At 73.8% G+C, this 22,554-nt stretch carries 17 protein-coding genes; 8 read left to right on the forward strand and 9 right to left on the reverse strand.

Going from position 1 to position 22,554, the window contains the following annotated elements:
• Nucleotides 1–89 precede the first annotated feature (89 nt).
• Nucleotides 90–1,268: an LCP family protein gene (locus J2S41_RS05360; protein WP_310363774.1), complete on the forward strand. Its 1,179-nt coding sequence runs from the start codon at nt 90–92 to the stop codon at nt 1,266–1,268.
• Between the two features lie 46 nt (nt 1,269–1,314).
• Here the strand turns inward: J2S41_RS05360 and J2S41_RS05365 are convergent, their stop codons facing one another.
• The gene (locus J2S41_RS05365) at nt 1,315–3,030 is read right to left on the reverse strand and encodes a VWA domain-containing protein (protein WP_310363778.1); all 1,716 of its coding nucleotides are present in this window, start codon (nt 3,028–3,030) and stop codon (nt 1,315–1,317) included.
• 251 nt (nt 3,031–3,281) lie between these two features.
• Between J2S41_RS05365 and J2S41_RS05370 the strand changes: the two genes are divergently transcribed.
• From J2S41_RS05370 to J2S41_RS05380, 3 genes are all read left to right on the forward strand, one after another.
• Nucleotides 3,282–6,719, forward strand: a complete 3,438-nt coding sequence (locus J2S41_RS05370; protein WP_310363781.1) for a DUF6318 family protein — start codon at nt 3,282–3,284, stop codon at nt 6,717–6,719.
• A gap of 48 nt (nt 6,720–6,767) precedes the next feature.
• Complete coding sequence (locus tag J2S41_RS05375) at nt 6,768–7,961, forward strand: sulfotransferase family protein (protein ID WP_310363784.1); 1,194 nt, start codon at nt 6,768–6,770, stop codon at nt 7,959–7,961.
• 284 nt (nt 7,962–8,245) lie between these two features.
• Nucleotides 8,246–8,752, forward strand: a complete 507-nt coding sequence (locus J2S41_RS05380; protein ID WP_310363786.1) for a cupin domain-containing protein — start codon at nt 8,246–8,248, stop codon at nt 8,750–8,752.
• A gap of 28 nt (nt 8,753–8,780) precedes the next feature.
• Here J2S41_RS05380 and J2S41_RS05385 read toward each other — a convergent pair whose 3' ends face one another.
• Nucleotides 8,781–9,467, reverse strand: a complete 687-nt coding sequence (locus J2S41_RS05385; RefSeq protein WP_310363788.1) for an alpha/beta fold hydrolase — start codon at nt 9,465–9,467, stop codon at nt 8,781–8,783.
• Between the two features lie 52 nt (nt 9,468–9,519).
• Between J2S41_RS05385 and J2S41_RS05390 the strand changes: the two genes are divergently transcribed.
• A complete protein-coding gene (locus tag J2S41_RS05390) occupies nt 9,520–10,458 on the forward strand; it encodes a GlxA family transcriptional regulator (protein ID WP_310363791.1) in 939 nt (312 codons plus the stop codon).
• Nucleotides 10,459–10,467: 9 nt separating this feature from the next.
• On the opposite strand, the gene J2S41_RS05395 is transcribed toward J2S41_RS05390, so the two are convergent.
• A complete protein-coding gene (locus J2S41_RS05395) occupies nt 10,468–11,748 on the reverse strand; it encodes a class I SAM-dependent methyltransferase (protein WP_310363794.1) in 1,281 nt (426 codons plus the stop codon).
• A 274-nt stretch (nt 11,749–12,022) separates the two neighbouring features.
• On the opposite strand from J2S41_RS05395, the gene J2S41_RS05400 reads away from it, so the two are divergent.
• On the forward strand, nt 12,023–13,885 hold the full coding sequence (locus J2S41_RS05400) for an Hsp70 family protein (protein ID WP_310363797.1): 1,863 nt from the start codon (nt 12,023–12,025) through the stop codon (nt 13,883–13,885).
• A 10-nt stretch (nt 13,886–13,895) separates the two neighbouring features.
• Here the strand turns inward: J2S41_RS05400 and J2S41_RS05405 are convergent, their stop codons facing one another.
• Both J2S41_RS05405 and J2S41_RS05410 read right to left on the reverse strand, forming a co-directional pair.
• Nucleotides 13,896–14,363 (reverse strand): Cif family virulence factor, encoded by a 468-nt coding sequence (locus tag J2S41_RS05405; protein WP_310363799.1) that lies wholly within the window; start codon nt 14,361–14,363, stop codon nt 13,896–13,898.
• 84 nt (nt 14,364–14,447) lie between these two features.
• A complete protein-coding gene (locus J2S41_RS05410; protein WP_310363800.1) occupies nt 14,448–16,679 on the reverse strand; it encodes a putative bifunctional diguanylate cyclase/phosphodiesterase in 2,232 nt (743 codons plus the stop codon).
• A 99-nt stretch (nt 16,680–16,778) separates the two neighbouring features.
• Between J2S41_RS05410 and J2S41_RS05415 the strand changes: the two genes are divergently transcribed.
• Complete coding sequence (locus tag J2S41_RS05415; RefSeq protein ID WP_310363802.1) at nt 16,779–17,423, forward strand: class I SAM-dependent methyltransferase; 645 nt, start codon at nt 16,779–16,781, stop codon at nt 17,421–17,423.
• Between the two features lie 570 nt (nt 17,424–17,993).
• On the opposite strand, the gene J2S41_RS05420 is transcribed toward J2S41_RS05415, so the two are convergent.
• Nucleotides 17,994–18,959 (reverse strand): SDR family oxidoreductase, encoded by a 966-nt coding sequence (locus tag J2S41_RS05420; protein ID WP_310363806.1) that lies wholly within the window; start codon nt 18,957–18,959, stop codon nt 17,994–17,996.
• Nucleotides 18,960–19,135: 176 nt separating this feature from the next.
• Here J2S41_RS05420 and J2S41_RS05425 point away from each other — a divergent pair, with 176 nt between their 5' ends.
• A complete protein-coding gene (locus tag J2S41_RS05425) occupies nt 19,136–19,987 on the forward strand; it encodes a helix-turn-helix transcriptional regulator (protein ID WP_310363808.1) in 852 nt (283 codons plus the stop codon).
• On the opposite strand, the gene J2S41_RS05430 is transcribed toward J2S41_RS05425, so the two are convergent.
• The 3 genes from J2S41_RS05430 to J2S41_RS05440 form a co-directional block, all read right to left on the reverse strand.
• The gene (locus J2S41_RS05430; protein WP_310363811.1) at nt 19,969–20,694 is read right to left on the reverse strand and encodes a hypothetical protein; all 726 of its coding nucleotides are present in this window, start codon (nt 20,692–20,694) and stop codon (nt 19,969–19,971) included. The genes J2S41_RS05425 and J2S41_RS05430 overlap by 19 nt on opposite strands.
• Before the next feature lie 66 nt (nt 20,695–20,760).
• A complete protein-coding gene (locus J2S41_RS05435) occupies nt 20,761–21,228 on the reverse strand; it encodes a hypothetical protein (protein WP_310363814.1) in 468 nt (155 codons plus the stop codon).
• Nucleotides 21,229–21,317: 89 nt separating this feature from the next.
• Complete coding sequence (locus tag J2S41_RS05440) at nt 21,318–22,541, reverse strand: esterase-like activity of phytase family protein (protein ID WP_310363817.1); 1,224 nt, start codon at nt 22,539–22,541, stop codon at nt 21,318–21,320.
• Between the last annotated feature and the right edge of the window lie 13 nt (nt 22,542–22,554).

Below are 22,554 nucleotides of genomic sequence, written 5' to 3' on the forward strand. Positions count from 1 at the left end.
GTTGACACGCGCCTCCGACAGGAACGTGCGGGAGTGAGTCGACCGCCCGGCGGGTATGCCGGACGAGGAGCGATCACGAGGGGGTACCGGTGACGATCAACGGCCGCGAGGTGCCGCGCTGGGCACGAATCCTGCTGATAGCCGGCCTGGTGATGGTGGTGCTGGGCATCGGCTCGGTGGCGGTCGCCCGCGGGATGGTCGATCGCTCGGTCCCGCAGACCACGCTGCTCGACGGCGCGGCCGCCGCGGAGGACAGCGAGACCGGCAACAGCATCGACGGCCCGGTGAACCTGCTGCTCGTCGGCCTGGACGCGCGCGAAGAGGGCTCGCCCGGCGCGACCGACAGCGTGCTCTCCGACACGATCATCATCCTGCACGTGCCCCGGACGCACGACCGCGCGTACCTGATCTCGATCCCGCGGGACTGGCGGGTGGACATCCCGGCCTACGCCAAGACCGGCTTCACCGGCTCGACCGAGAAGATCAATTCCGCCTTCGGTTACGGCTACCAGGGCGACGGCACCGAGGTCGAGAAGCGGGCCCGCGGCATGGAGCTGCTCTCCACCACGCTGCACGAGCGCACCGGCATCCGGTTCAACGGCGCCGCGATCATCGACTTCGGCGGGTTCGAGAGCGTCATCCACGCGCTCGGCGGCGTCGACATGTGCGTCGACGAGCGGGCCGAGTCGATCCACCTCGGCGTCGACGCCGACGGCAAGCTCGTTCAGGGCTGGTACTCCGAGGCGTACGGCATGCAGCTCCCGCCGGGCGCCACGCCGCTGGTCCACGAGGAGGGCTGCCGCCGGATGGGCGCCACCGAGGCGCTCGACTACGTCCGCATCCGCAAGAGCCCGAGCGACGGCGACTACGGCCGGCAGCGCCACCAGCAGCAGCTGATCAAGGCGATCGTGGACGAGGCCACGTCCAGCGGCGCGCTCACCGACCTCGGCCGGCTGAACGCGCTGGTCCGCGCCGCCGGCGACACGTTCCTGCTGGACACCGGCGGCATCCCGCTGGCCGACTACGTGTTCACGTTCAAGGATCTGCGCTCCGACGACCTCACGCTGATCAAGACCAACGCCGGCGAGGTACGGACCGTCCAGATCGACGGCGTCGCGTACGAGGAGCTGGACGAGCGGTCACTGTCCATGCTGACGGCCGCGCGGACCGGCGAACTGGACGCGTTCCTCGCCGACCACCCCGAGTTCGTCGCGGAGCCCGGCGCGTCCGCGTCACCGTCCGCGTCCGCCCCGGCACCCGGCCGGTGACCGGCGGCGGGCCCGGCCTCGCGGAGGCCGGGCCCGGTGTCCCGAACTACTGCAGGCGGCCGGTGAACGCCAGCACCAGCGTCTCGATCGCGGAGCCGGGCTCGCGCAGCACCAGGTTGCGGCCGCCGGCCGCGGTCGCGACCTTCTCCAGCGACTCCGCGTCCGCGTCCGGTCCGACCGCGATCGTGACCACCTGGACCGGCTTCTCCTTGATCTGCTCCTTGCCGAGCTTCTCGGTGAGCTGCTCCAGCGTCAGGCCGGTCGCGACCTCGTTGGCGCCGTCCGTGATGATGACGACCGAGTTCGTGCTGCCGGCCTCCCACTGCTCCTGCATGGTCTTGAACGCGTCGTAGACCGTGTCGTACAACGGCGTGTCACCCTCGGCCCGCAGCTTCCCGACCGACTCGTTCAGCGCCTGCGCGCGCGGGACCGCGCCGGCCATCCCCGGGTACGGACCGAACGGCACCAGCTCCCGGTGCGGCTCGCCGCCGCGCCCGGAGAACTCCCACAGACCGATGCTCATCGTGTACGGCAGCAGGTTGAACCCGGTGCCGGCGGTCTGCTGGAGCAGCGCCAGCCGGTTGAGCTGGGTGCCCGGCACCGGCGCGGTCATCGACCCGGACGTGTCCAGCACGACCAGCAGGTTCACCTTGCGCTGCAGGTCCGCCCACGCGGCCATCACCTGGCTGAGCCGCTCCGGCGTGATCGCCTTCCGGGCCGCGGGCGGCGCGGCCGGGTACCCGGCGGAGGCCGGCAGCGTGGTGCCGTCCGCGACGGTGCCGTCCGGCGTGCGCAGGTAGTGCCGGGCCAGGATCGCCCGCGCCTCCGCGCCGCCCAGGTAGTCCCGGATCCGGTCCACGGCCTTGCGGTCCCGGTCGGAGACCCAGTCCGCGGAGATCGGCACGTACGGGAAGTCCGCGATGAACGACTGCTGCGCGTCGTAGACCGGCGCCATCTCACCGGCCGGGTTCGCCGCGTTGTACTCGGCGATCTCCTTCTCCAGCGCCGGGAACGCCGCCACGGCCGCGTTCGTGTCGATGGCGGCCGCGGTCTGCTGCGCCGCGAAGAACACACCCGCGTCCGGCGCGAACCCGCCGACCACCCGGCTGACCTGGAGACCCGCGATGAGCTGCTGCTCGCCCAGCTCACCGGAGCCGGTCGGGTCGAGGATGGACAGCACGGACGCCAGGCCCGCGGTGGAGGTCGCGGGGTCGGTCAGCCCGACGCGCAGATTCGCGTACTCCGGGTGCCCGGCCTTGGCCCACACGTCCGGCTGGGACAGCGCGCCGATCACGTCCTGCCGGCCGAGCTGGCGCTGCGGCCAGCCGAGCGCGCTGGCCATCGGCTTGCGGATGGCCAGCACCGCGGGCGACGTGGCGATGCTGGTGCCCTGCTCGGTGAGCAGGCTCGCCGCCTCCGGGCGGGAACCGGCCACGCTCAGCCAGATGCCGGAGTCCGGCACCCACACGTCCGGCTTGTCGCCGTCCCGGGCCGGGTCCCAGCCGGGACCGACGGCCGCCGCGGCCTGCCCGGACTGCTGGACGATGGTACGGGCGGTGACGCACGCACCGTCGACGGCCGGACGGGTCGCGTTCCACTCCGCGACCGCCTGGTTCAGCGCGGGCTCCACGGTCGGCGACGCCACGATCGTGACCGTCGACGAGGTCGAGCAGCGCCCGGCCACCGACAGCATCCCCTGTTGCCAGAGCACCCCGACCGTACCGGCCGCGACGGCCGCGCAGAGCAGGATCACCAGACCCACCCGCAGTACGGTTATCCCAGGCCGGCGACGGACTCCACCGCCGGCATTCTGCCGTGCATCCACGGACGCCTACCTTTCCCACGGCTCGACGCGGGTAGGTTAAGGCCCCCGGCCCGGTGGGCAGCGTCTGTTGTGAACAACCAGGCAAGATTCGCGATTCGTGAACTCGGGGGCACTCGCGGTCGTTGCCAGGATGTTCCCCTGCCCGGCCGACGCCGCCCGGGCGCAGCGAATGTCGCGCGGACGGTGAAATGACGGTGCAGAAGGTCCTGGCCGGCCGGTACGAGCTGCGCACTCCGTTCGGAGTGGGCCCGCACGGCACCACCTGGCGCGCCATCGAGGCCGAGACTCAGGCCGCCCACGCGGTGAAGATCCTGTCCGCCGAGTACGCCCAGGACGAGCGCGTGGTCGCCCGCCTGCTGCGCGAGGCCCCGGCGCTGCGGGAACGGGTGCACCGCCGCTGGCTGCCCGTGCAGCGCGTGCTCGTCGACGACCACACCGTGGCGCTCGTCTCCGAGCTGATCGACGGCACCGACCTGCGCCGCCGGCTGGCCCGGAGCTGGTCGCTGTCGATCCCCGAGACGCTCGCGGTCGCGGTGCCGTGCGCCGGGACGCTCGCCGCCGCGCACGCCAAGGACGTGGTGCACGGCAACCTCAAGCTCAGCAACATCCTGCTGGTCGACGGCGGCGGTGAGGTGCGGATCACGGACGCCCGCCTCGCGCTGCTCACCCGCCGGGTCGACGACGACAAACTTGAGGAACCGGACCCGGCCGCGGACGTCCACCGCTTCGGCGAACTGCTCTACGAGATGATGACCGGCCGCCCGGTCCCCGAGGACGAGGGCGCGGAGCCGGCGCTGCCCGAGCCGGCCGGCCCGGAGCTGACCGCGCTGCTGCACGCCTGCCTGTCCCCGGCCTCCGGCGACCGGCCCACCGCATCGGACCTGGCCGTCCGGCTGCGCGCGGCGCAGGAGGCGTCCGGCGTCACGCCGGAGTCGACCAGCGGCGCGTACGTCGGCCGCCGCCGCGCCGGCGCCGCTGAGCCCGAAGCGGAACCGCCGGCCCGGCCCGCGGCGACGCCCGCACCGCGTACCGAACCCGGCTGGAACTCGCCGTCCGGCAGCGGCGCGAACCGGGTGCCGCGCGTGCAGACCGCGGTGGCGCTGACCGGCCTCATCCCGCCGGGCCCGCTCCGCCCACCGGCGGCGAAGCCGGCGCTTCCCGCCCCACCCACGCCACCGGCCCCGGCCGGCCCCCGACGGACCGGCACTCCCGGGCAGCTTCCACCGGCGCCCCGCAAGGCGCCGGTCCCGATCGACGCGCCGGCGCCGCGTGTGCGGCCGGTGCCGGTGGATGAGCCGGAGCCGCGTGTGCGGCCGGTCCCGGTCGACGGGCCGGAGCCGCGTGTGCGGCCGGTCCCGGTCGACGGGCCGGAGCCGCGTGAACGGCCCGTGCCGATCGACGTACCGGGGCCACGCAAGAAGCCGGTGGCGATCGAGCCGGCGGCATCGCGTGACGAGCCGGAAGCGGCTGGTGCTCAGCGGGTCGCGGCACCAGCGGCCACGGAACCGCCACCTCCGGCGCCGGCGGTGGAGATGCCCGTCGCGGCGGCCCTGCCGGTCCTTCCGGCGGCGCCCGCGCGCCCGGAGCCCGAGACCGAGCCGGCCCGGGCCGAGGGAGAAAACGCGACGTCGCCGGCCCCGGCCGAGGGACGGTCCGCGACGTCGCCGGCCCCGGCTGAGGGGCGGTCCGCGACGTCGCCGGCCCCGGCCGGTCCCGCGCCGCTAGTCGGCCGGGTGACGCCGGTGGGTGCGCCGGCTTCCGCGGACGCGTCGAGCGAGCGGGCGACGCCGGAGGGGCCGGAAGCCCCGGGCGGTGACCGGGTGCCGCGTGCCGCGGTGGCGCCGGGCACGGTTGCGCCGGCGCCGGCACCGGCACCGGCACCGGCACCGGCACCGCGCACTGTGGACTCCGGCACGGCCGGTTCCACGACGCGGACCGCCGCGGAGGAGCCCGGCACCCCGGCCCGAAAGGTCGATCCGGCCGCCGCGGCCGGACCCACGGCGCCGACCGCGCCCGTGCAGCCGTCCAGGCCGGCGAGACCGTCCGGGCGGCCCTCCACCTGGGCGCCGCCGGCGGCCTGGACCGAGCCGGCCACGCCGGCCGATCGGACCCGGCCGTCCGGTCCGACCCCCGCCACCCCGGCTGCCTCGGCGCCCCGAGGGCTTCCCGGCGCTCCCGCTGACCGCGCCAGACCGGCGGATCAGGTCCCGCGGATCACGGACGCCGGACAGGCCGCCCCGGTCCGCCGGGCGCTTCCCGGAACACCGTCCCGTCCGGCATCGTCGCCCGCACCGGCTGACCCCGCATCGCCGCCCGCGCCCGCCGATCGGGCCGCGCCCGCCGCCCGCGCCGCGTCTGCTGACCGGGCCGTGTCTGCTGACCGGGCCGTGTCTGCTGACCGGGCCGTGTCTGCTGACCGGGCCGTGTCTGCTGACCGGGCCGTGTCTGCTGACCGGGCCGTGTCTGCTGACCGGGCCGTGTCTGCTGACCGGGCCGTGTCTGCTGACCGGGCCGTGTCTGCTGACCGGGCCGTGTCTGCTGACCGGGCCGTGTCTGCTGACCGGGCCGTGTCTGCTGACCGGGCCGTGTCTGCTGACCGGGCCGTGTCTGCTGACCGGGCCGTGTCTGCTGACCGGGCCGTGTCTGCTGACCGGGCCGTGTCTGCTGACCGGGCCGTGTCTGCTGACCGGGCCGTGTCTGCTGACCGGGCCGTGTCTGCTGACCGGGCCGTGTCTGCTGACCGGGCCGTGTCTGCTGACCGGGCCGTGTCTGCTGACCGGGCCGTGTCTGCTGACCGGGCCGTGTCTGCTGACCGGGCCGCGTCTGCTGACCGGGCCGCGTCTGCTGACCGGGCCGCGTCTGTTGACCGGGCCGTGTCCGCTGACCGGGCCGTGTCCGCTGGTCGCGCCGCGTCGGCCAGGCCCGGTGCGCCGGTCGAGCCGGAGGAGCGCTCGGGTGCAACGACCGTGGTGACGCCGGTGACGCCCGGGGCCGTGCCGGTGCGGCCGGGAAGGCGTACCGGTGGGGGTGAACGGGCCGCGGGCCGGCGGCGGCAGCCGCTGGCGGTGACCGGTGCGCTGGCGACCGCGGTGGCCACCGGTGCGGTGGTGCTCGCGGTCACCTACGCCTCGACCGGGGGCGGGCCCGTGCCGTCGCCGGTGCCGCCGGCCGGCCAGGTGTCGACGTCCGTGTCCGGGCCGGTGGCGACCGGGCTGGCGACGGAGCAGAGCAGCGCGGGCGCCAAGGTCTTCGTGCCGTACTGGTTCAGCACGCTCGATCACGCGCTGAGCACCGGCGACACCGGGTCGCTGGCGGCCGCGAGCGATCCGTCCTGTGTGGCGTGCGGCGCGGCGGTGCAGGCGATCCGGGACGCGTACGACGGTGGTGGCGCGATCCGGGACGCCGGTTACGTGGTGCGCAGCGTCAACCCGGACAGCTTCTTCACGCTGGACCGCCCGATCCTGCGCGTGGTGGTGGACCGCAGCCCCGGCACCGTCGTCGGCCCGGACGGCCGGCCCGGCCGCGCGCTGCCCCGCCTGACGTTCCTGTCCTGCCAGGTCACGCTCACCCGGGCCGGGGACGCCTGGGTCGTGGCGGACATCCAGACCACGGCCCCGCTCGCCTGACACTCACGGCCGATCAGCCCGTGCATCCGTACGGTCGAAAGGAACCACATGACTGAGCCGACCGGCCCGCGCCTCGCGCCTTGGGTCGATCCGGTCAACGCCGTGCTCGGCGTGGCGGATCCGCTGATCCGCGCGTCGTCCCGGTTCGACGCGCTGCGCCGCGGCGCGCGCTGGAGCACCGGCCTGCGCGACGACGGCGACGAGGAGTTCCTCGACGGCATGCGCACGCTGAACGAGCACATCCAGGCCGCGGACCTGACGCCGATGGGCCGGCTGGCGATGCGCGCGGAGGTGTCCCGCCGGCTGGCGAACCGGATGCGCGTGCGGCACACGCTGCGGACCCGGCCCGGGATCGCCGCGGCGCCGGTGTCCCGCCCGATCTTCGTCACCGGGCTGCCGCGCACCGGCACCTCGCTGTTGCACGGCCTGCTCGGGCACCGTACCGGCGCGCGGGCCCCGATGTTCTGGGAACTGCTGCACCCGGCCGCGCGTGGTGCGGAGGCGGCCGGCCGCCGGGCCGCCGCCCGGATGCTGGCCACGCTCTACTACGCGATGATGCCGGCGATGCGGACCATCCATCCGCTGGCCGCGACCGAGCCGGAGGAGTGCGTCTTCCTGTTGCCGCACAACGGCGTGCACCTGACCCGGGTGCCGATGCCCGGCTACCGGGCGTGGTACGCGGAGCACGACTTCCGCCCCGACTACCGCTTCCTCCGGGATCAGCTCCGGGTGCTCCAGCGCGGCGCGTCACCGCAGTGGGTGCTCAAGACGCCGTGCCACCTGGGCAACCTGGACGCACTGCTGGACGTGTTCCCGGACGCGGTGATCGTCACCACCCGCCGCGATCCCGCGGTCGCGCTCGCCTCCTGGTGCAGCTTCTGCGAGGCCACGCTGCGCATGCACAACCGCACGGTCGACCTGCACGGCATCGGCGCGCTGTGGCTGGAGTTCTGGAGCGGGGCCGCGGCCCGGGCCACCCGCGTGCGCGAGCGGTCGCCGGACCGGTTCGTCGACGTCGCCTACGAGGACCTGGTGGCGGACGCGGCCGGCAGCACGGCCGCGATCTGGGAGCGGCTCGGCGACGGCCTGTCCGCCGGGGAGCGCGCCGCGCTCGACGCGCACGCGGCCCGGGATCGGCGCCGGAACCCGGGCAGCCACCGCTACACGCTGGACCGGTACGGCCTGGACGCCTCCACCGTGCGCGCCGCGTTCGACCGCACCGCCGTGTCCGTCCCCGGCTGACGTCGTACTTCCGTCGCTATATGAATTGAATCTGGTAAATGTGTTGTGAACGGATGATCCGGCGTGCGAATGAAATGTGGCGAATGGACGGTGATTGCGCCGCGACTCCGGGTGAAGGTGGCGAATGTCCTCTGTCACGGAGATTCGCAAAGGCGCTGATCACGGCAGTGTCCCAGATAAATAGTCCAAAAGGCTGGTGACATTGATCTAGCGCGGTGACATAGTTCGGCGTGCCATAGGCGGACGGCCGTGGCGCCGAATCATCGTTCGCGTAGGAGTCGCACATGAGCTTCGTACTGCCCGCGCAAGGCCTGCACGTTCCGGCGGGGGAGGGGCCGGCGCGGTGGTTCTCCGGTGACGTCTACACCGTCAAGCTGGAGGCCAAGGCGACCAACGGCACGGTCGGCCTGATCGAGGCGTCCGTTCCGCCCGGCGGTGGCCCGCCGCCGCACATCCACAATCACGCGGACGAGACGTTCTACCTGCTGAACGGCGAGCTGGAGTTCCTGGAGGGCGACCGCACGTTCACCGCCCGGACCGGTGACCTGGTGTTCGTGCCGCGCGGCGCGACGCACCGGTTCCTGAACACCGGCATCCGCCCGGCGACCATGTTGTTCTTCTACACCCCGGGCGGGCCGGAGGGCCTCTTCCTCGAGGGCGGCGACGAGCCCCGGCCCGGCGTCCAGGTGGAGCCGTGGGGGCCGGAGCGCTTCGGTGACCACATGACCGCGCTGCTGGACAAGTACGACAACGTGATCCTTCCCCCGGCCGAGCCGGGCCGGGACGGCTGACGCCCGGCACCGGTCCGGCCGGGGCCCGTCACAGCAGCGCCTTCGCCACCTCGTCCGGGTGGGTGAGCAGCGTCTCGTGGCCGCCCGGGACCAGCACCGGTGCGACGCCGAGCCGGGCCGCGAACACCGCGCCCGGCTTGGCCAGCGCCCGGTCGTCGCGCGCCAGCACGTAGCGGGCGGGCACGCCGAGCGCGGTGGCGTCCAGCGCGTCCAGGAAGTACCGCCCGGGGTGCGGGACCAGCAGCTCGTACACCATCCGCCGGACCGGCTCCGGCTCGTCCGGCAGCATCACGGTCCGTACCGAGTCGAGGTCGATCGGCACGGTCCCGGACGCGGCGATCGTCGCGCGGACGAACGCGCCCAGCTGCGCGGGCAGTTCGTCCGCCTGCGAGACGCCGGGCTCCGGCACGACCGCGCTCACGAAGGCCACCTCCGCGATCCGGTCCGGCACCCGCAGCGCCGCGCCGGTCGCCGGGTAGCCGCCCCAGCTGTGCGCGGCCAGCACCACGTCGCGCAGGTCGTACCGGGTGATGGTGTCCACGACGTAATCGACCGCGTCCGCGAGCGTGACCCCGGACGGGTCGTCGCCGTCCACGCCCGGCATGGTCAGCGCCAGCGCGCGGTGCCCGGCCTCGCGCAGCCGCCGGGCGACCGGCTGCCACACCCACGCGCCGTGCCAGGCGCCGGGGATCAGGACATAGTTCTTCTGTGTCACAAAGCCGATCATGGTGCTCGGCACCGGGGCCGGACAGTGCTATGAATCGCAGATGACGATCCGTTTGTCGCAGGTGGCCGTGCTGGTGGCGGAGCGGGCCAGCGCGTTCGAGGTCGGGGCGGTCACCGAGTTGCTCGGCCCGCCGCACTACGACGTGACCATCTGCGCGGAGTCCGGCGGCACCGCGTTGCGCGGCGGCATGCTGGCGCCGGCCGCCGGCCTGGACCCGCTGACCGCGGCCGGCACCGTCGTCGTCCCGGACCGTCCACTGGAGATCGAGCCCGGCACCGCGGTGCTCGATGCGCTGCGCGGCGCGCGTGCTCGGGGCGCCCGGATGATCGCATTCGGCGGCGGCGTCTTCACGCTGGCCGCGGCCGGGGTGCTGGACGGCCGCCGGGTGACCACCCACCGCGATCTGGCGCAAACCCTGCGGGATCGATTCCCGGCGGTACGGGTGGAGCCCGACTCGCTGTTCGTCGACGACGGTGAGGTGCTGACCGCGGCCGGCAGCGCCGCCGCGCTCGACCTCGGCCTGCACGTGGTCCGCACCGACCACGGCGCCGAGGTCTGCTGCGCGGTCGCGAAGCGGCTCGCGTTCCCGGTGCACCGGGACGGCTTCCAGTCGCAGTCCGTCGAGCGTCCGCTGCCGGCGGTCCGCGACGAGTCGGTGACGCCGCTGCTGACCTGGGCGCAGGCCCGCCTGCACGAGCCGATCGGCGTCGCCGACCTGGCCGCCGCGGCCGGGATCAGCGTGGCCACGCTGCACCGCCGGTTCGCCGGGCAGGTCGGCGTCACGCCGCTGGCCTGGCTCACCCGAGGCCGGCTGCTGATCGCCTGCCGGCTGCTGGAGCGCGGCGAGACACGGATGGAGGTGGTGGCCCGCCGCAGCGGGCTCGGCACCGCCTCGCACCTGCGCACGGTCATGCGCCGCGAGCTGGGCATGACGCCGTCGGCCTACCAGCGCCGGTACGCGGGCGCGCCGGCGCACTGACCCCGGTGGTCAGGGCATCATCCAGGCCCGGGTCATCGGGAGCGGGTCGCGGCCGTCCTCGTGCGGCCGCACCGCGAGGATCTGGTTGACGCCGATCCGGTCGGTCTCGAACGCCAGCGCGCACGCGGCCATGTAGAGCCGCCACACCCGGGCACGCCCCAGGCCGGCCAGCTCGACCGCCTCGTCCCAGTGCGCCTCCAGGTTGCGGCTCCACTCGCGCAGCGTCAGCGCGTAGTGCGGGCGGAGCGCCTCCACGTCGCGGATCTCGAAGCCGGCGTCCTCGATCAGCGTGGCCGTGGTGCCGAGCGGCACGAGCTGGCCGTCGGGGAACACGTACCGGTTGATGAACGAGGGATCGTCGGCGTCGACCGCGGTGGTGTCGGTGCGGGCGGCGATCTGGTGGTTGAGCAGCCGGCCGCCGGGGCGCAGCAGCCGGAACAGGATCGCGGCGTACGCGGCGTAGACCGCGGGACCGACGTGCTCGGCCATGCCGACGCTGGCGATCGCGTCGTACGGGCCGTCGGTCACCTCGCGGTAGTCCTGCAACCGGATCTCCACCCGGTCGGCGAGCCCGGCCTCGGCGGCGCGCTTGCGGGCCAGGTCGGCCTGCTCCCGGGAGATGGTGACGCCGACCACCTCGACGCCGTACTCGCGGGCCGCGTGGATCGCCAGCGAGCCCCAGCCGCAGCCCACGTCGAGCAGTCGCTGTCCCTTCCGCAGGCCGAGCTTGCGGCAGATCAGGTCCAGCTTGTCGCGTTGCGCGACGTCCAGTGTGGACTCATCGTCGCGCCAGTACGCGCAGGAGTAGACCATCGACGGCCCGAGGATCAGCCGGTAGAAGTCGTTGCTCACGTCGTAGTGGTGACTGATCGCGCGCCGGTCCCGGCTCCGGGTGTGCGCCCGCCCGGGCATCCGCACCTCCTCCGGCGGTGGTGGCGGCTGCGGGCCGAGCACGCCCAGGCTCGCGGCCTCGCGCAGCAGCCGGAGCGCGCCGGGCCGGTCGCCCCCGCCGTCCTCGTTCCAGACCACGGTGGCGAGGCGGAGCAGCAGTTCGTAGAGGTCACCGTCGACGTCGATCTCGCCCGCCACCCAGGCGCGCGCGAGGCCGAGCTGATTCGGCTTCCAGAGCAGCCGGCGCAGCGCGCGCCGGTCGTGGATGACCAGCGCCGGCGCGTCCGCGGGGCCGGTCTCCGAGCCGTCCCACGCGCGCAGCCGGATCGGCGTCCCGCCGCGCAGGACCGGTTGGAAGAGGGTGCGCAGTCGATCCGCTGTGGAGGGGGTCGTCGACATGCCGGATCTCCAGGTTCTGTTCTCGAGTGGCCGCCGCGCGTCCGGCGAATGTGCAGGTCAACCGCGTATCGCACCAGCGAGGGCGGCCAGATGCTACTCGGGATCTCCGATATTTGACATACCGTGCTATGCCTATTGTTGTGGGAGCCCGAATAGGCATCGGATGCCGATGCACATCGGCACCGGCCGGCCGGAGAATCGGCCGCGTGTTCTCTCCTGAGCGGACGGTCAGGTGAGCGCCGAGCGGGCGGATCGGCCCGGTTATCGTGGTCGCGTGACGCACCTCTGCATCGACTTCGGCACATCCAGCACGGTGGCGGTGGTGGCCGGCCCGCGGGGCGCGCACCCGGTGCTGTTCGACGGCGCGCCCTCGCTGCCGTCCGGCGTCTGCGCCGACCCGACCGGCCGGCTGCTGGTCGGCCCGGACGCGGCGCACGCGGCCCGCACCGCGCCGGAGCGTTACGAGCCGTACCCGAAGCAGCGCATCGACGAGCGGTCCGTGCTGCTCGGCGACGTCGAGGTGGCGGTGCCGGACCTGATCGCGGCCGTGCTCCGCCGGGTGCTCGACCAGCTCGCCGCGCCGCCGCGGCGAGTGACGATCACGCACCCGGCCGCGTGGGGCGCCCGGCGCCGCGAGGTGCTCCGCGACGCCGCGTCCCGTGCCGGGCTGCACGAGGTGCGGCTGGTCAGCGAGCCGGTCGCGGCAGCGGCCTACTTCGCGGGCACGGCCGGTGCCACCATCCCGGTGGGTGCCAGCGCGGTCGTCTGCGACCTCGGCGCGGGTACGTACGACGCGTCCGTGATCCGCCGTACCGAGGACGGTTTCGCGCTGCTGGCCACGTCCGGCCTCTCCGACGGCGGCGGCCTGGACATGGACGCCGCCATCGTCGCGCACCTCGGCGCCGTCTACGCGCCCAAGGAGCCGGCGGCCTGGCAGCGGCTGACCGCGCCGGCCGACGCCGCGGACCGCCGCGCCTCGCGCGCGCTCTGGGCGGACGTGCGCACCGGCCGCGAGATGCTGTCCCGCGCCCCGGCCACGCACATCCACCTGCCGCTGCTGGAGACGGAGGCGCCGCTCGGCCGCGAGCAGTTCGAGGCGCTGGCCCGGCCGGTGATCGACCGGACCGTGGCGACCACCCGCCTGGTGCTGCGCGAGGCCGGCGTGGAGATCTCCGCGCTGAGGGGCGTGCTGCTGGTCGGCGGTGCCAGCCGGGTGCCGCTGGTCGCGTCGATGCTGCACCGCGCGCTCGGCGTGGCGCCGGCCGTGGTGGAGCAGCCGGAGCTGGCGGTGGCGAACGGCGCGGTCACCGCCGAGGACGCGAGCGACCCCGACCCGGAGTCCACCGTGCGCGTCACCCGGGAGCAGGTGGCGGTGGCGGTGGCCGCGCAGGCCGCCCCCGCGCCGTTGCGGGATGACGCCGTTCCGGCGCAGCCGGTGTCCGGCTCCACGCTCGCGGCCGTGCTGCACGGACCGCCCGTCCCGCTGGCGCCGCTGGCCACCGCGGAACGGCCGCGCGCCGACGACGGTGACGGGCTCGCCCCGACCCGCCCGTACGAGCGGGTCCGTGCGTCCGGCGCCGCCACCGTGCCGGCCGGCGTCGCGCGGCGCCGGCGTCGCTGGCCGGCGGTGGTCACGGCGCTGCTGGTGCTGGCCGCGGGTGGCGCCGGTTACGCCGTCTACCGCGGCGACCAGCGGGACCCGGGCGGCGTCGGCCCGGGCGGTCCCAGCACCGCACCGACCGAGGGCCCGCTGCGCAACGACCGCGGCGAGCCGCTCGACGCGCGCGTCGTCCAGGCGGTCAAGGACGCGAACCCGGACGACCCGGACGCCTGGCGGTCGCTGCCGGGCACCGACTACACCGCGCCCGGCCCGTTCATAATGGTGATCGACTCCTCGAGCGAGGCCGACGGCGTGCTGTGGTTCCGGATCCGCGAGGTGGCCCAGCCCCGCACCGCGAGCGGCGGGAAGGGGCCGTGGTGGATCGTCCGCGGGGACGGCGCCGAGTTCCAGAACATCAACGGCGGGTCGTACCCGCTGGAGAGCTTCGTGGCCGGCCTGCCCGACTACCCCGACACGCAGGAGTACGCGATCACGTTCGACGCGAACCTGGCGATCACCCGGATCCGCCAGCAGTGACCCGCGGCCGTCAGGCGAAGTGCCGCGCGGCCTCGTCGGCCGGCATCGGCGCCACCGCGGTCTGGTCGCGCACGATGTGCCAGTCCCGGTCCGCGGTGCGCCGCCACACCAGGGAGTTGTGGCAGCGCAGGTACGTCGTGCCGCCGTCGGCGCCGGTCAGCGCCGCGAGGAAGACCATCCGCCCGGCCGCGAGGTCGCCCGAGACCAGCACCTCCGGCTCCTCCTCGATCGCGTGCGCCGCGGACCGCAGGCGCTGGAACGCCGGCCAGAACGCGTCCGCGTAGTCACCCACCGCGCGGAACGTACGCCGCTCGGCATCGGCCTCGTCGAACAGGATCACGTCCGCCCCGAGGTCGTAGAACCGGCCGAACACGTCGTCGAAGGCGCGCGGCGGGTCCCCCTCGGCCACGTCCCACCCGAAGATCCATTCCCGCTGGAGCCTCGCCACGGTCTCCGCCGCCGTCCGCTGCTCGTCCATCCGTCGCCCTCCTCGGCCATCGGTGTCGCGCTCGACGCTAGGCGTGGCCGGCGGGCGGGAACCAGGGTGCGTCGCACCCACGCGTCACCGCACGCGCACCGCACGGGTGGCGCGGGTGAAGTCCGGCTGTGCCACCGGCTTGCCGAAGTGGTAGCCCTGGGCCAGGCGGTAGCCGAGCCGGAACAGCTCCTCCGCCTGCTCCGCGGTCTCCACGCCCTCCGCCACCGCCTGCAGCCCGAGGCCGTCGCTGACCTGGATCAGCGCGGTCGCGATCACCGCGTGCCGGCCGGCCATGGTGACCTTGTCGACGAACGACTTGTCCACCTTCAGCACGTCCACCGGCACGGTACGCAACAGCGTCAGCGACGAGTGACCGGTGCCGAAGTCGTCCAGCGCGATGCGTACCCCGCGCCGGTGCAGCGCCTCCACGGTGCGCAGCGCCTGGCCGCCGTCGAAGACCGCGGTCTCGGTCAGCTCCACCACGAGCTGCTCCGGCCGCAGCCCGGTCTCGGTCAGCACCGCGGCGACCAGGCCGGCGAACCCGGGCTCGGCCAGCTGGCGGGCGGAGACGTTCACGCTGATCCGCTGCGGCGCGGCGGCGCCGTACTCCCGGTGCCAGGCCACCGCCCGCGCGCACGCCTGCCGCAGGATCCACTCGCCCAGCTCCACGATCAGGCCGGTCTCCTCCGCGATCGGCACGAACTCGGCCGGGCTGACGAAGCCGCGCTCCGGATGCGACCACCGCACCAGCGCCTCCACCGACACGATCCGGCCCTCCGGCAGCTGCACGATCGGCTGGTAGACCAGGTGGAACTGGCCGGCCTCCAGCGCCTCCCGCAGCTCCGCGCCGGCCCGGGCCCGCACCGTGGCCTGAGCGTCCAACTCCGCGGTGTAGCGCAGGTGCCGGCCGCCGCCGGCGCGCTTGGCCGCGTACATCGCGGCGTCGGCCCGGCGCAGCATCTCGTCCCAGGTGACGTCCGCGCCGTCCTCGTTGCCGGCCGTACCCACGCTCGCGCTGACCAGCAGCTGCTGACCGTTCGCCTCGACCGGCCGGCGCAGCGACGCGCCGATCCGCTCCGCGATCGCGGACATCGCGGCCGGTGACACCTCGCGGACCAGCACCGCGAACTCGTCGCCGCCCATCCGCGCGACCACGTCGTCGTCCCGGACCGCCTCGCGCAGCCGCTGCGCCACCACGGTCAGCAGCCGGTCGCCGGCCGCGTGCCCGAACGTGTCGTTGACCTCCTTGAATCCGTTCAGGTCCAGCACCGCGACCTGCACCAGGCCGCCGCGCAGCGCCACCGCCAGGTTCTGCTCGAACAGCCGCCGGTTCGCCAGCCCGGTCAGCTCGTCCGCCATCGCCAGCCGCTCCAGCTGGTGCGCCTGCCGCTGCACCGTGGCGAAGAAGCCGGACAGCCGGATCAGCATCAGCAGGAACAGCACGACCGCGCCGACGCCGATCGCCTCCACGTCCGCGTGCTCGTTCGCGCGGTGCGCCTCGATGAACAGCATCAGCGGCACCAGCAGCGTGGACGCGCTGAGCACGGCGATCCGCTGCCAGCCGTCGTGCGGCGCGGCCCGCGGCGGCTCCGGCGCGTCGCCGGACGGGTGCAGCGCCGCGCCCGCGAAGCAGAAGTAGGAGAACAGGAACACGCCGAACACCAGCCGGTCCAGCGCCGGGTGGAGGCCCGGCAGCAGCGTGTAGCCGACGTTCCCGGCCGCGGCCGCCGCGCTGCCGAACGTCAGCATCCACAGGCTCGGGCTGCGCCGCCCCGGCCGGATCAGCAGCGGCCCGACCACCGCGACGAGCAGCACACCCGCGGTCGGGTACGCGGCGGTCACCATCCGTACCGCGATCGGCGTCGCGTCGTCCCGCACGATCGGCCCGATCACGAACAGCCAGTAGACCAGCCCCAGCCCGGTCGCGATCATCGCGGCGTCCAGCAGGGCCGCGAAGTCACGCGGCCGGCGGTCCCGGGTCAGCCGGAACAGCGAGATCACGAACAGGGGGTACGCGGCGAGATAGCACGCGTCCGCCCACGACGGGTACGGGTGCGTGCCGGTCACGAACGCGTCGTAGGCGTAGATCTCGTCGCCGGCCACCCAGGCCACCAGCCCGGCCCCGAAGATCCACCACGGTCCCCGGCGCCCGGCCGGCTTGCGCCGCACCCCGGCCAGCACCAGCGCCACGGCGCCGGACCCGACCACCGCGGACATCACGGCGGACGCGCGCCCGTCCGGCATCGCCACGTAGAGCAGGCAGGCGATCATGCCGCCCGCAGGCCACCACGGCCACGCGCGCGCCGCCCACCTCATCTCCACGATCACCCTGATCGGCGCGGGTCCGCGCGTCCTGAGCGGCTCCTACGGGTGAAACGTGCGCTTTATCTGCACGGCGTCCCCTATGGTCGGTCCATGGAGCAGCAGTTCTGGGTCGACTCGTGGGACGAGGGCGGCACCAAGACCAGTTTTCACCTCCGCGACGTGCACGAGCACGCCGCCATGCTGGCCTCGCAGGGCGTGCTGGACGGGGCGCGGGTGCTCGTACCGCTCTGCGGCAAATCGGTGGATCTGCCGTACTTCGCGCGGTATGCCCGGGAGGTGATCGGGGTGGAACTGGTGCCGCGCGCGGTCACGGAGTTCTTCGACGAGACCGGCCTGACCCCGGTCGAGGGCCCGTCCGGCGTCTTCACCGCCGGCAACCTGACGATCCACTGCGCGGACCTGTTCGCGCTGACCCCGGCCGCGCTCGGCCCGATCGACGTCGTCTACGACCGCGCCTCCCTGATCGCCTTCCCGCCCGACATGCGCGACCGGTACGTCACCGCGCTGACCGCGCTCACCCGGCCCGGCACGCGCTACTGGATCAACACGCTCGAATACCGCCCGGCACTGCCGTCACCACCGTTCAGCGTCGGCCCCGCCGACATCGAGGCCTATTTCGGCGCGGCCTTCGACATCGACCACGTCCGCCGCGACCCCCGCCCCGGCCACCGCATGGTCGAGAAATTCGCCCTCGACTTCCTCATCGAACACGGCTTCATGCTCCACCGCCGCTGACCCTCTCTCCCCGGCGATCCGACCCCGTCCCGGCGCCGCGCCACCTCCGGCCGACGACCCCGGCCCCCCGATCCCACCTCCTACACGACATGGCCCCGTCCCGCCCGGTCTGGTCTGGTCCCGCCTGGTCGCGCGGTCTGGTCCCGCCTGGTGCGGTCCTGGATGGCGCGGTCGGGTCTGAAGTCGCGCAGTCTTGCCCGATATTTCCTGATAAATGCCGGTCGTGGTGGGCGTCCATTGTGACTATGTGAGCCTCAGGCACGTTATTCGGCGCGAATTACGTGCCTGTGGCTCACATAGATGAAAACTGGTTGATCAACAGGCCCGCTGCGGTCGCGGACGCGGCGCAGCGTGCGGCCGGGAGGCTGGGACGGCGTCGATGGCGTGGGTTTCGGTGACCACACGGATGCCGGCTTCGATCGGCGGACCGGAGCGGAGCGCCAGCGGAGTCGGAGGGGAGCCGGAGGTTTGCCCGCGGGAGCATGCGGGCTGGACTGGGCTGGGAGCGGGAAGATCGGGGTCCGGGGTCGTGGTGCGGTGGACCGGCGCCCGCACACGGGAGACGGGAGATCAGCGGCGGCCGGCGGGGGAGGGGATGGTGGGGAAGGTGACGCCGGTGAGGGTTTCGGAGAGGTGCCAGAGGCGGGTGGCCTCGTCCTCGCTGCGGAGCCGGGAGTAGATGGCCTGCTCGGCGGGTGGGCCGCCGAGGTGGCCGGGGCCGCTGGGGCCGTAGAAGCGGCCGCGGCTGGCGGTGGAGGAGGTGGCGGCCATCAGGGCGGCCTGGGCCGCGGTCTGCGGGGTGCCGAGCAGGATGCCGAGCCGGGAGAGCAGGCGGATGGCGCGGACCTCGACGGTGTCGCGGGGGCGGCCGATGCCGGGCTGCGCGGACAGCAGGTTGGTGGGGCTGATGCCGGGGTGGGAGATGTTGCTGGTGATGCCCCAGCCGCCGGCAATGCTGCGCCGGTCGAGTTCCAGGCCGAACAGGCCGAACGCGATCTTGGACTGGCTGTACGACCGGAACGGGTGGTACGACCGTTCCCACTGGAGGTCGTCCCAGTTGATGGCGTTGCGGTCGGCGGCGGGGCTGAGCTGCGACGTGACCCGGGCGCGGCCGGCGCGCAGCAGCGGCAGCAGGTGACCGACCAGTGCGAAGTGGCCGAGGTGGTTGCTGCCGAACTGGAGCTCGAAGCCGTCCGCGGTGGTCTGCCGGGTGGGTGGCGTCATCACGCCGGCGTTGTTGATGAGCAGGTGGATCGGCCGGTCCTCGGCGCGCAGCGTGGCGCCGAGCGCGGCGACCGAGCCGAGCGAGGACAGGTCGAGGTCCCGCAGCGACAGGACGGCTCGGGGGTGCTGCTCGCGGATGCGGGCGATCGCGGCCTCGCCCTTGGCACGGTTGCGGACCGGCATGACGACCTCGGCGCCGGCGGCTGCGAGGCCGGTGGCGATGTGCAGGCCGACGCCGTCGCTGGCGCCGGTGACGACGGCGAGCCTGCCGGTCAGGTCCGGAACGGTGAGGTTCGGTCGGGTGCGTGACATGCTGCTACCTCTCGAAGCGGGGGTGTGTTTCGAGACTGCGCCCGGGCCCCGGTGCCTGCCAGGGCCTTGGGATCCCCCTCTCGCCCGGGGTACGCGCGCCGATAAGGGGGGATCGGGGGTCCCCTGGTGGTGACCCGGCGGCGGCGGTAGAACGGTCAGCAGGAGGTGCAAAGCGGATGATCGATCGTGCCGGGCTCGCGGAGTTCTTGCGCCGTCGGCGGGAGTCGTTGCAGCCGGAGGACGTGGGGCTGCCGCGCGGGATACGCCGGCGGACCGCCGGGCTGCGCCGCGAGGAGGTCGCCGGGCTCTGCTTCATGTCCACCGACTACTACCGGCGGCTGGAGCAGGAGCGGGGGCCGCACCCGTCGGCCGAGATGATCGCCTCGATCGCGCAGGGCCTGCACCTGTCGCTGGACGAGCGCGACCACCTGTTCCGGCTGGCCGGGCACGCCCCGCCGCTGCGCGGCTCGGCCAGCGAGCACATCAGCCCGGGGCTGCTGCGCATCTTCGACCGGCTCACCGACAGCCCGGCCGAGATCGTCACGGAGATGGGCGAGACGCTCCGGCAGACGCCGCTGTGCGTCGCGCTGACCGGCGACAACACGCGATACGAGGGGCCGGCGCGGAGCGTGGGCTACCGGTGGTTCACCGATCCGGCCGTGCGCCGCCGCTACGTCGCCGAGGAACATCCACTGCATTCCCGGGTGTACGTGTCGGGGCTGCGCGAACTGGTCGCCCGCCGCGGTCCCGCGTCCCGGCCCGCGCAGTACGCGAACCTGCTGCTCGACCTCAGCGACGAGTTCCGCACGCTGTGGGAGGAGCACGACGTCGGCGTCCGGTTCGGCAACGTCAAGCGCCTGGTGCACCCGGAGGTGGGCGTGCTCACGCTGGAGTGCCAGACGCTGCTCGACCCCGAGCAGTCACACCACCTGATGGTCTACACCGCGGTGCCGGGCAGCGAGAGTTACGAGAAGCTGGCGCTGCTCGCCGTCATCGGCGACCAGATGGCTCACGCGCCGCGTTCGTGAGGCAGCAGCCGCCGGTACGCGGCGGTCAGCACCGCACCGGACGGCGTGCGGTAGAGGAGCCAGCCCGCCGGCAGGCCGCGGACCACGGCGCGGGCGGCGGCGCCGTACCGGTGCTCCACGCTGCGCCACGCGCCGTCCGCGAACGCCGGCACCGCCACGCCGGCCGGCCACGGGTGGATCTCCGCGGCCGGGTCCGTGCCGTCCACCGCGACCGCGACCAGCTTGACCGCGTCCGGGCGGTAGCGCACCCCGTGCATGCGCACCCGCGCGGTCGCGGCCTCCACCGCGTCGAGCAGCGCGTAGGTCACGGCCGGGTAGCCGCCGTACTCCCGGTACATCTCGAGCGCGTACGCGCTGAGCCGGTGCCGCCGGGTGCGGAAGTACGTGTGTGGCGCGTCCGCCACCCGCGGGTCGTCCGGGCCGAGCGTGAGCGTGCCGTTGGCCGGGTCGCGCACCACGGCCTCGGCGTGCCGCACGAGTGCGTCCGCGTCCCGTAGCCGCCACCGGCGCTCCGCGTCCGCGATCGCGGTCCCGTCCCGGTAGACGACCAGCGTGGGCGGGCTCAGTTCATTCCAGCCGGACGGTACGAAGCCGCCCTCGTGTCCGTACTCCAGCGCGGGCCGGCCGGTCGCCGCCGACGCCGGTCCGGGCAGCGCGATGACCAGGCCGGCCGCGGCCGCACCGGTCAGCAGTCCTCTGCGATCCATGCGGCCAGACTGGCACCGGGACGGCGGCCGGGAGGCGGAACGGCGACAAACCAGCCGGAGGGCTGATCAGGTGCGGTCCCGGCGGGCCAGTGACGCCCAGTCGCCGAAGCGGGGGACCGGCTCCCAGTGCCCGGAGACGTCCGTGTCGCCGCGGTCCTCCGTGACATGCTCCGGCGCGTCGTCGTCGGTGACGATCCGGCGCACCTCGCCGTCCTCACGGAAGCGCCGCTCGGAGACGCGGGTGGCGCTGTCGCCGCCGGCGTAGTCCCACTCGGTCACGGAGTGCAGGAACAGGCGGTCGCCGGCGCGGCGGAACTCGTACAGCAGGGTCTGCCGGCCGCGGTCGTCGAGGAACCAGACGCCGGCGTGGTCCTGCCGCCAGGCGATCTCCAGGACCGCGCCGGGGAAGGCGCCGCCGGGCAGCGCGACCGCGTAGTGGTCGCCGCGCGCGTCCCGGGCGGCGGCGGCCGAGGCGGAGATCGGATAGACCGGCTCGTGCCGCCGGAAGTTCCATTTCCGCCCGTAGACCGTCACGCGTCGATCATCCCGATTCCAGCCGGTGAGAGCATGAGACCCCGGCGGCACGAGGTGTGCCGCCGGGGTCTACCCCTCGGAGGTTAGGTCTAGCGCTGCGCGAGGATGCGCTTGTCCGCGTCCAGGGACTTCGGGAGGCGGATGGTGATGAACTCGTTGTTGTCGGCGACGCCCGCGGCGCGGCCGGCCGAGCCCGGGAAGTTGTTGTCGTTCAGCACCGCGATGGTGGTGTCGTCCAGGATGAGGACGTCCTCGATGGTCTGGAACGGGAACGTGAACGTGGTGCCGAAACCGGCGATGCGCTTCGGGTTCGCCACGTTCATCAGGTCGACCAGCAGCGTCTTGTCCATCAGGCCGTCCTTGTTGCGGTCCCGCTTGTCGGCCAGGTAGATCTTCTTGATCACGGCGGTGGCACCCTGGCCGCCGTCGCGCTCGATCACCAGGAAGCGGTTCGCGTCGACCGAGATCGCGTCGCCGATCGCCAGGTTCGCGGCGTCGAGCTGATAGGTCAGGCGCTTGCCGGTGTACGCACCGGTGCGCGTGTCGAACTCGTTGAACCGCAGCGTGGCCGCCGGGTCGCCGGTGACCGTGCCCTCCAGCAGCGAGTAGAGGTAGCGGCCGTCGGGCGACTTGGCCAGGCCCTCGAAGCCCTTGCTGGACCCCAGGTTGGCGGCGGTGCCGGTGCGGGCCGCGGTCTCCGGCGCGGTCACGCCGGGCAGCGGGACCGGCGCGGACAGCAGCTTGCCGGTGCGGTCGAAGTGCAGCAGGTACGGACCGAACTCGTCACCGATCCAGTAGCCGCCGTCGGCGTCCCGCACGACGGACTCGACGTCGAAGTCGGCGCCGGTCAGCACGCGGTCGTCCCGGACCAGGTCCCAGGAGACGTGGCCGTCCGGGTCGGTCAGGTTGATGCCGCCCAGCACGTCCACCTCGTGCGTGCCGAAGACCGGCGCGATCCGCTGGATGCGCAGCAGGAAGTCGGCGCTGTTGGCCTTGGTGCCGAAGCCGTTGTCGGAGAGCACGTCGAAGGTGCCGTCCGCGTTGCGCAGCACGCCGGAGAAGCCCTGCACCGGCTGGTCGGCCCAGGGGGCGGCGATGCCGTTGACCGGCGCGGTGCCGAGCGCGGAGCCGGACGGCTCGCTGCCGGGCACGAACGTCAGGGCCGGCAGCGACGCCCAGCCGGTGAGCGTCGGGGTCTTAACCTTGTCACCGTGCGCCTGGGTCGGGGCGCCCGCGATAGCCAGAGTCAGGGCGAGTACGCCGGCGCCCGCGATCGCGCGCCCGGCGTACCCGTTGATCGTGATCTTTCCCATGGTGGCTCAACGT

Source organism: Catenuloplanes atrovinosus, from assembly GCF_031458235.1.
Taxonomy (GTDB): Bacteria; Actinomycetota; Actinomycetes; order Mycobacteriales; family Micromonosporaceae; genus Catenuloplanes; species Catenuloplanes atrovinosus.

Bases quoted from the DNA above. Each gene is read 5' to 3' on its own strand.
- J2S41_RS05415 (WP_310363802.1), top strand. From the start codon at position 16,779: ATGGAGCAGCAGTTCTGGGTCGACTCGTGGGACGAGGGCGGCACCAAG.
- J2S41_RS05430 (WP_310363811.1), bottom strand. From the start codon at position 20,694: ATGGATCGCAGAGGACTGCTGACCGGTGCGGCCGCGGCCGGCCTGGTC.
- J2S41_RS05375 (WP_310363784.1), top strand. From the start codon at position 6,768: ATGACTGAGCCGACCGGCCCGCGCCTCGCGCCTTGGGTCGATCCGGTC.
- J2S41_RS05420 (WP_310363806.1), bottom strand. From the start codon at position 18,959: ATGTCACGCACCCGACCGAACCTCACCGTTCCGGACCTGACCGGCAGG.
- J2S41_RS05390 (WP_310363791.1), top strand. From the start codon at position 9,520: ATGACGATCCGTTTGTCGCAGGTGGCCGTGCTGGTGGCGGAGCGGGCC.
- J2S41_RS05440 (WP_310363817.1), bottom strand. From the start codon at position 22,541: ATGGGAAAGATCACGATCAACGGGTACGCCGGGCGCGCGATCGCGGGC.
- J2S41_RS05395 (WP_310363794.1), bottom strand. From the start codon at position 11,748: ATGTCGACGACCCCCTCCACAGCGGATCGACTGCGCACCCTCTTCCAA.
- J2S41_RS05370 (WP_310363781.1), top strand. From the start codon at position 3,282: ATGACGGTGCAGAAGGTCCTGGCCGGCCGGTACGAGCTGCGCACTCCG.
- J2S41_RS05410 (WP_310363800.1), bottom strand. From the start codon at position 16,679: ATGAGGTGGGCGGCGCGCGCGTGGCCGTGGTGGCCTGCGGGCGGCATG.
- J2S41_RS05380 (WP_310363786.1), top strand. From the start codon at position 8,246: ATGAGCTTCGTACTGCCCGCGCAAGGCCTGCACGTTCCGGCGGGGGAG.
- J2S41_RS05405 (WP_310363799.1), bottom strand. From the start codon at position 14,363: ATGGACGAGCAGCGGACGGCGGCGGAGACCGTGGCGAGGCTCCAGCGG.
- J2S41_RS05425 (WP_310363808.1), top strand. From the start codon at position 19,136: ATGATCGATCGTGCCGGGCTCGCGGAGTTCTTGCGCCGTCGGCGGGAG.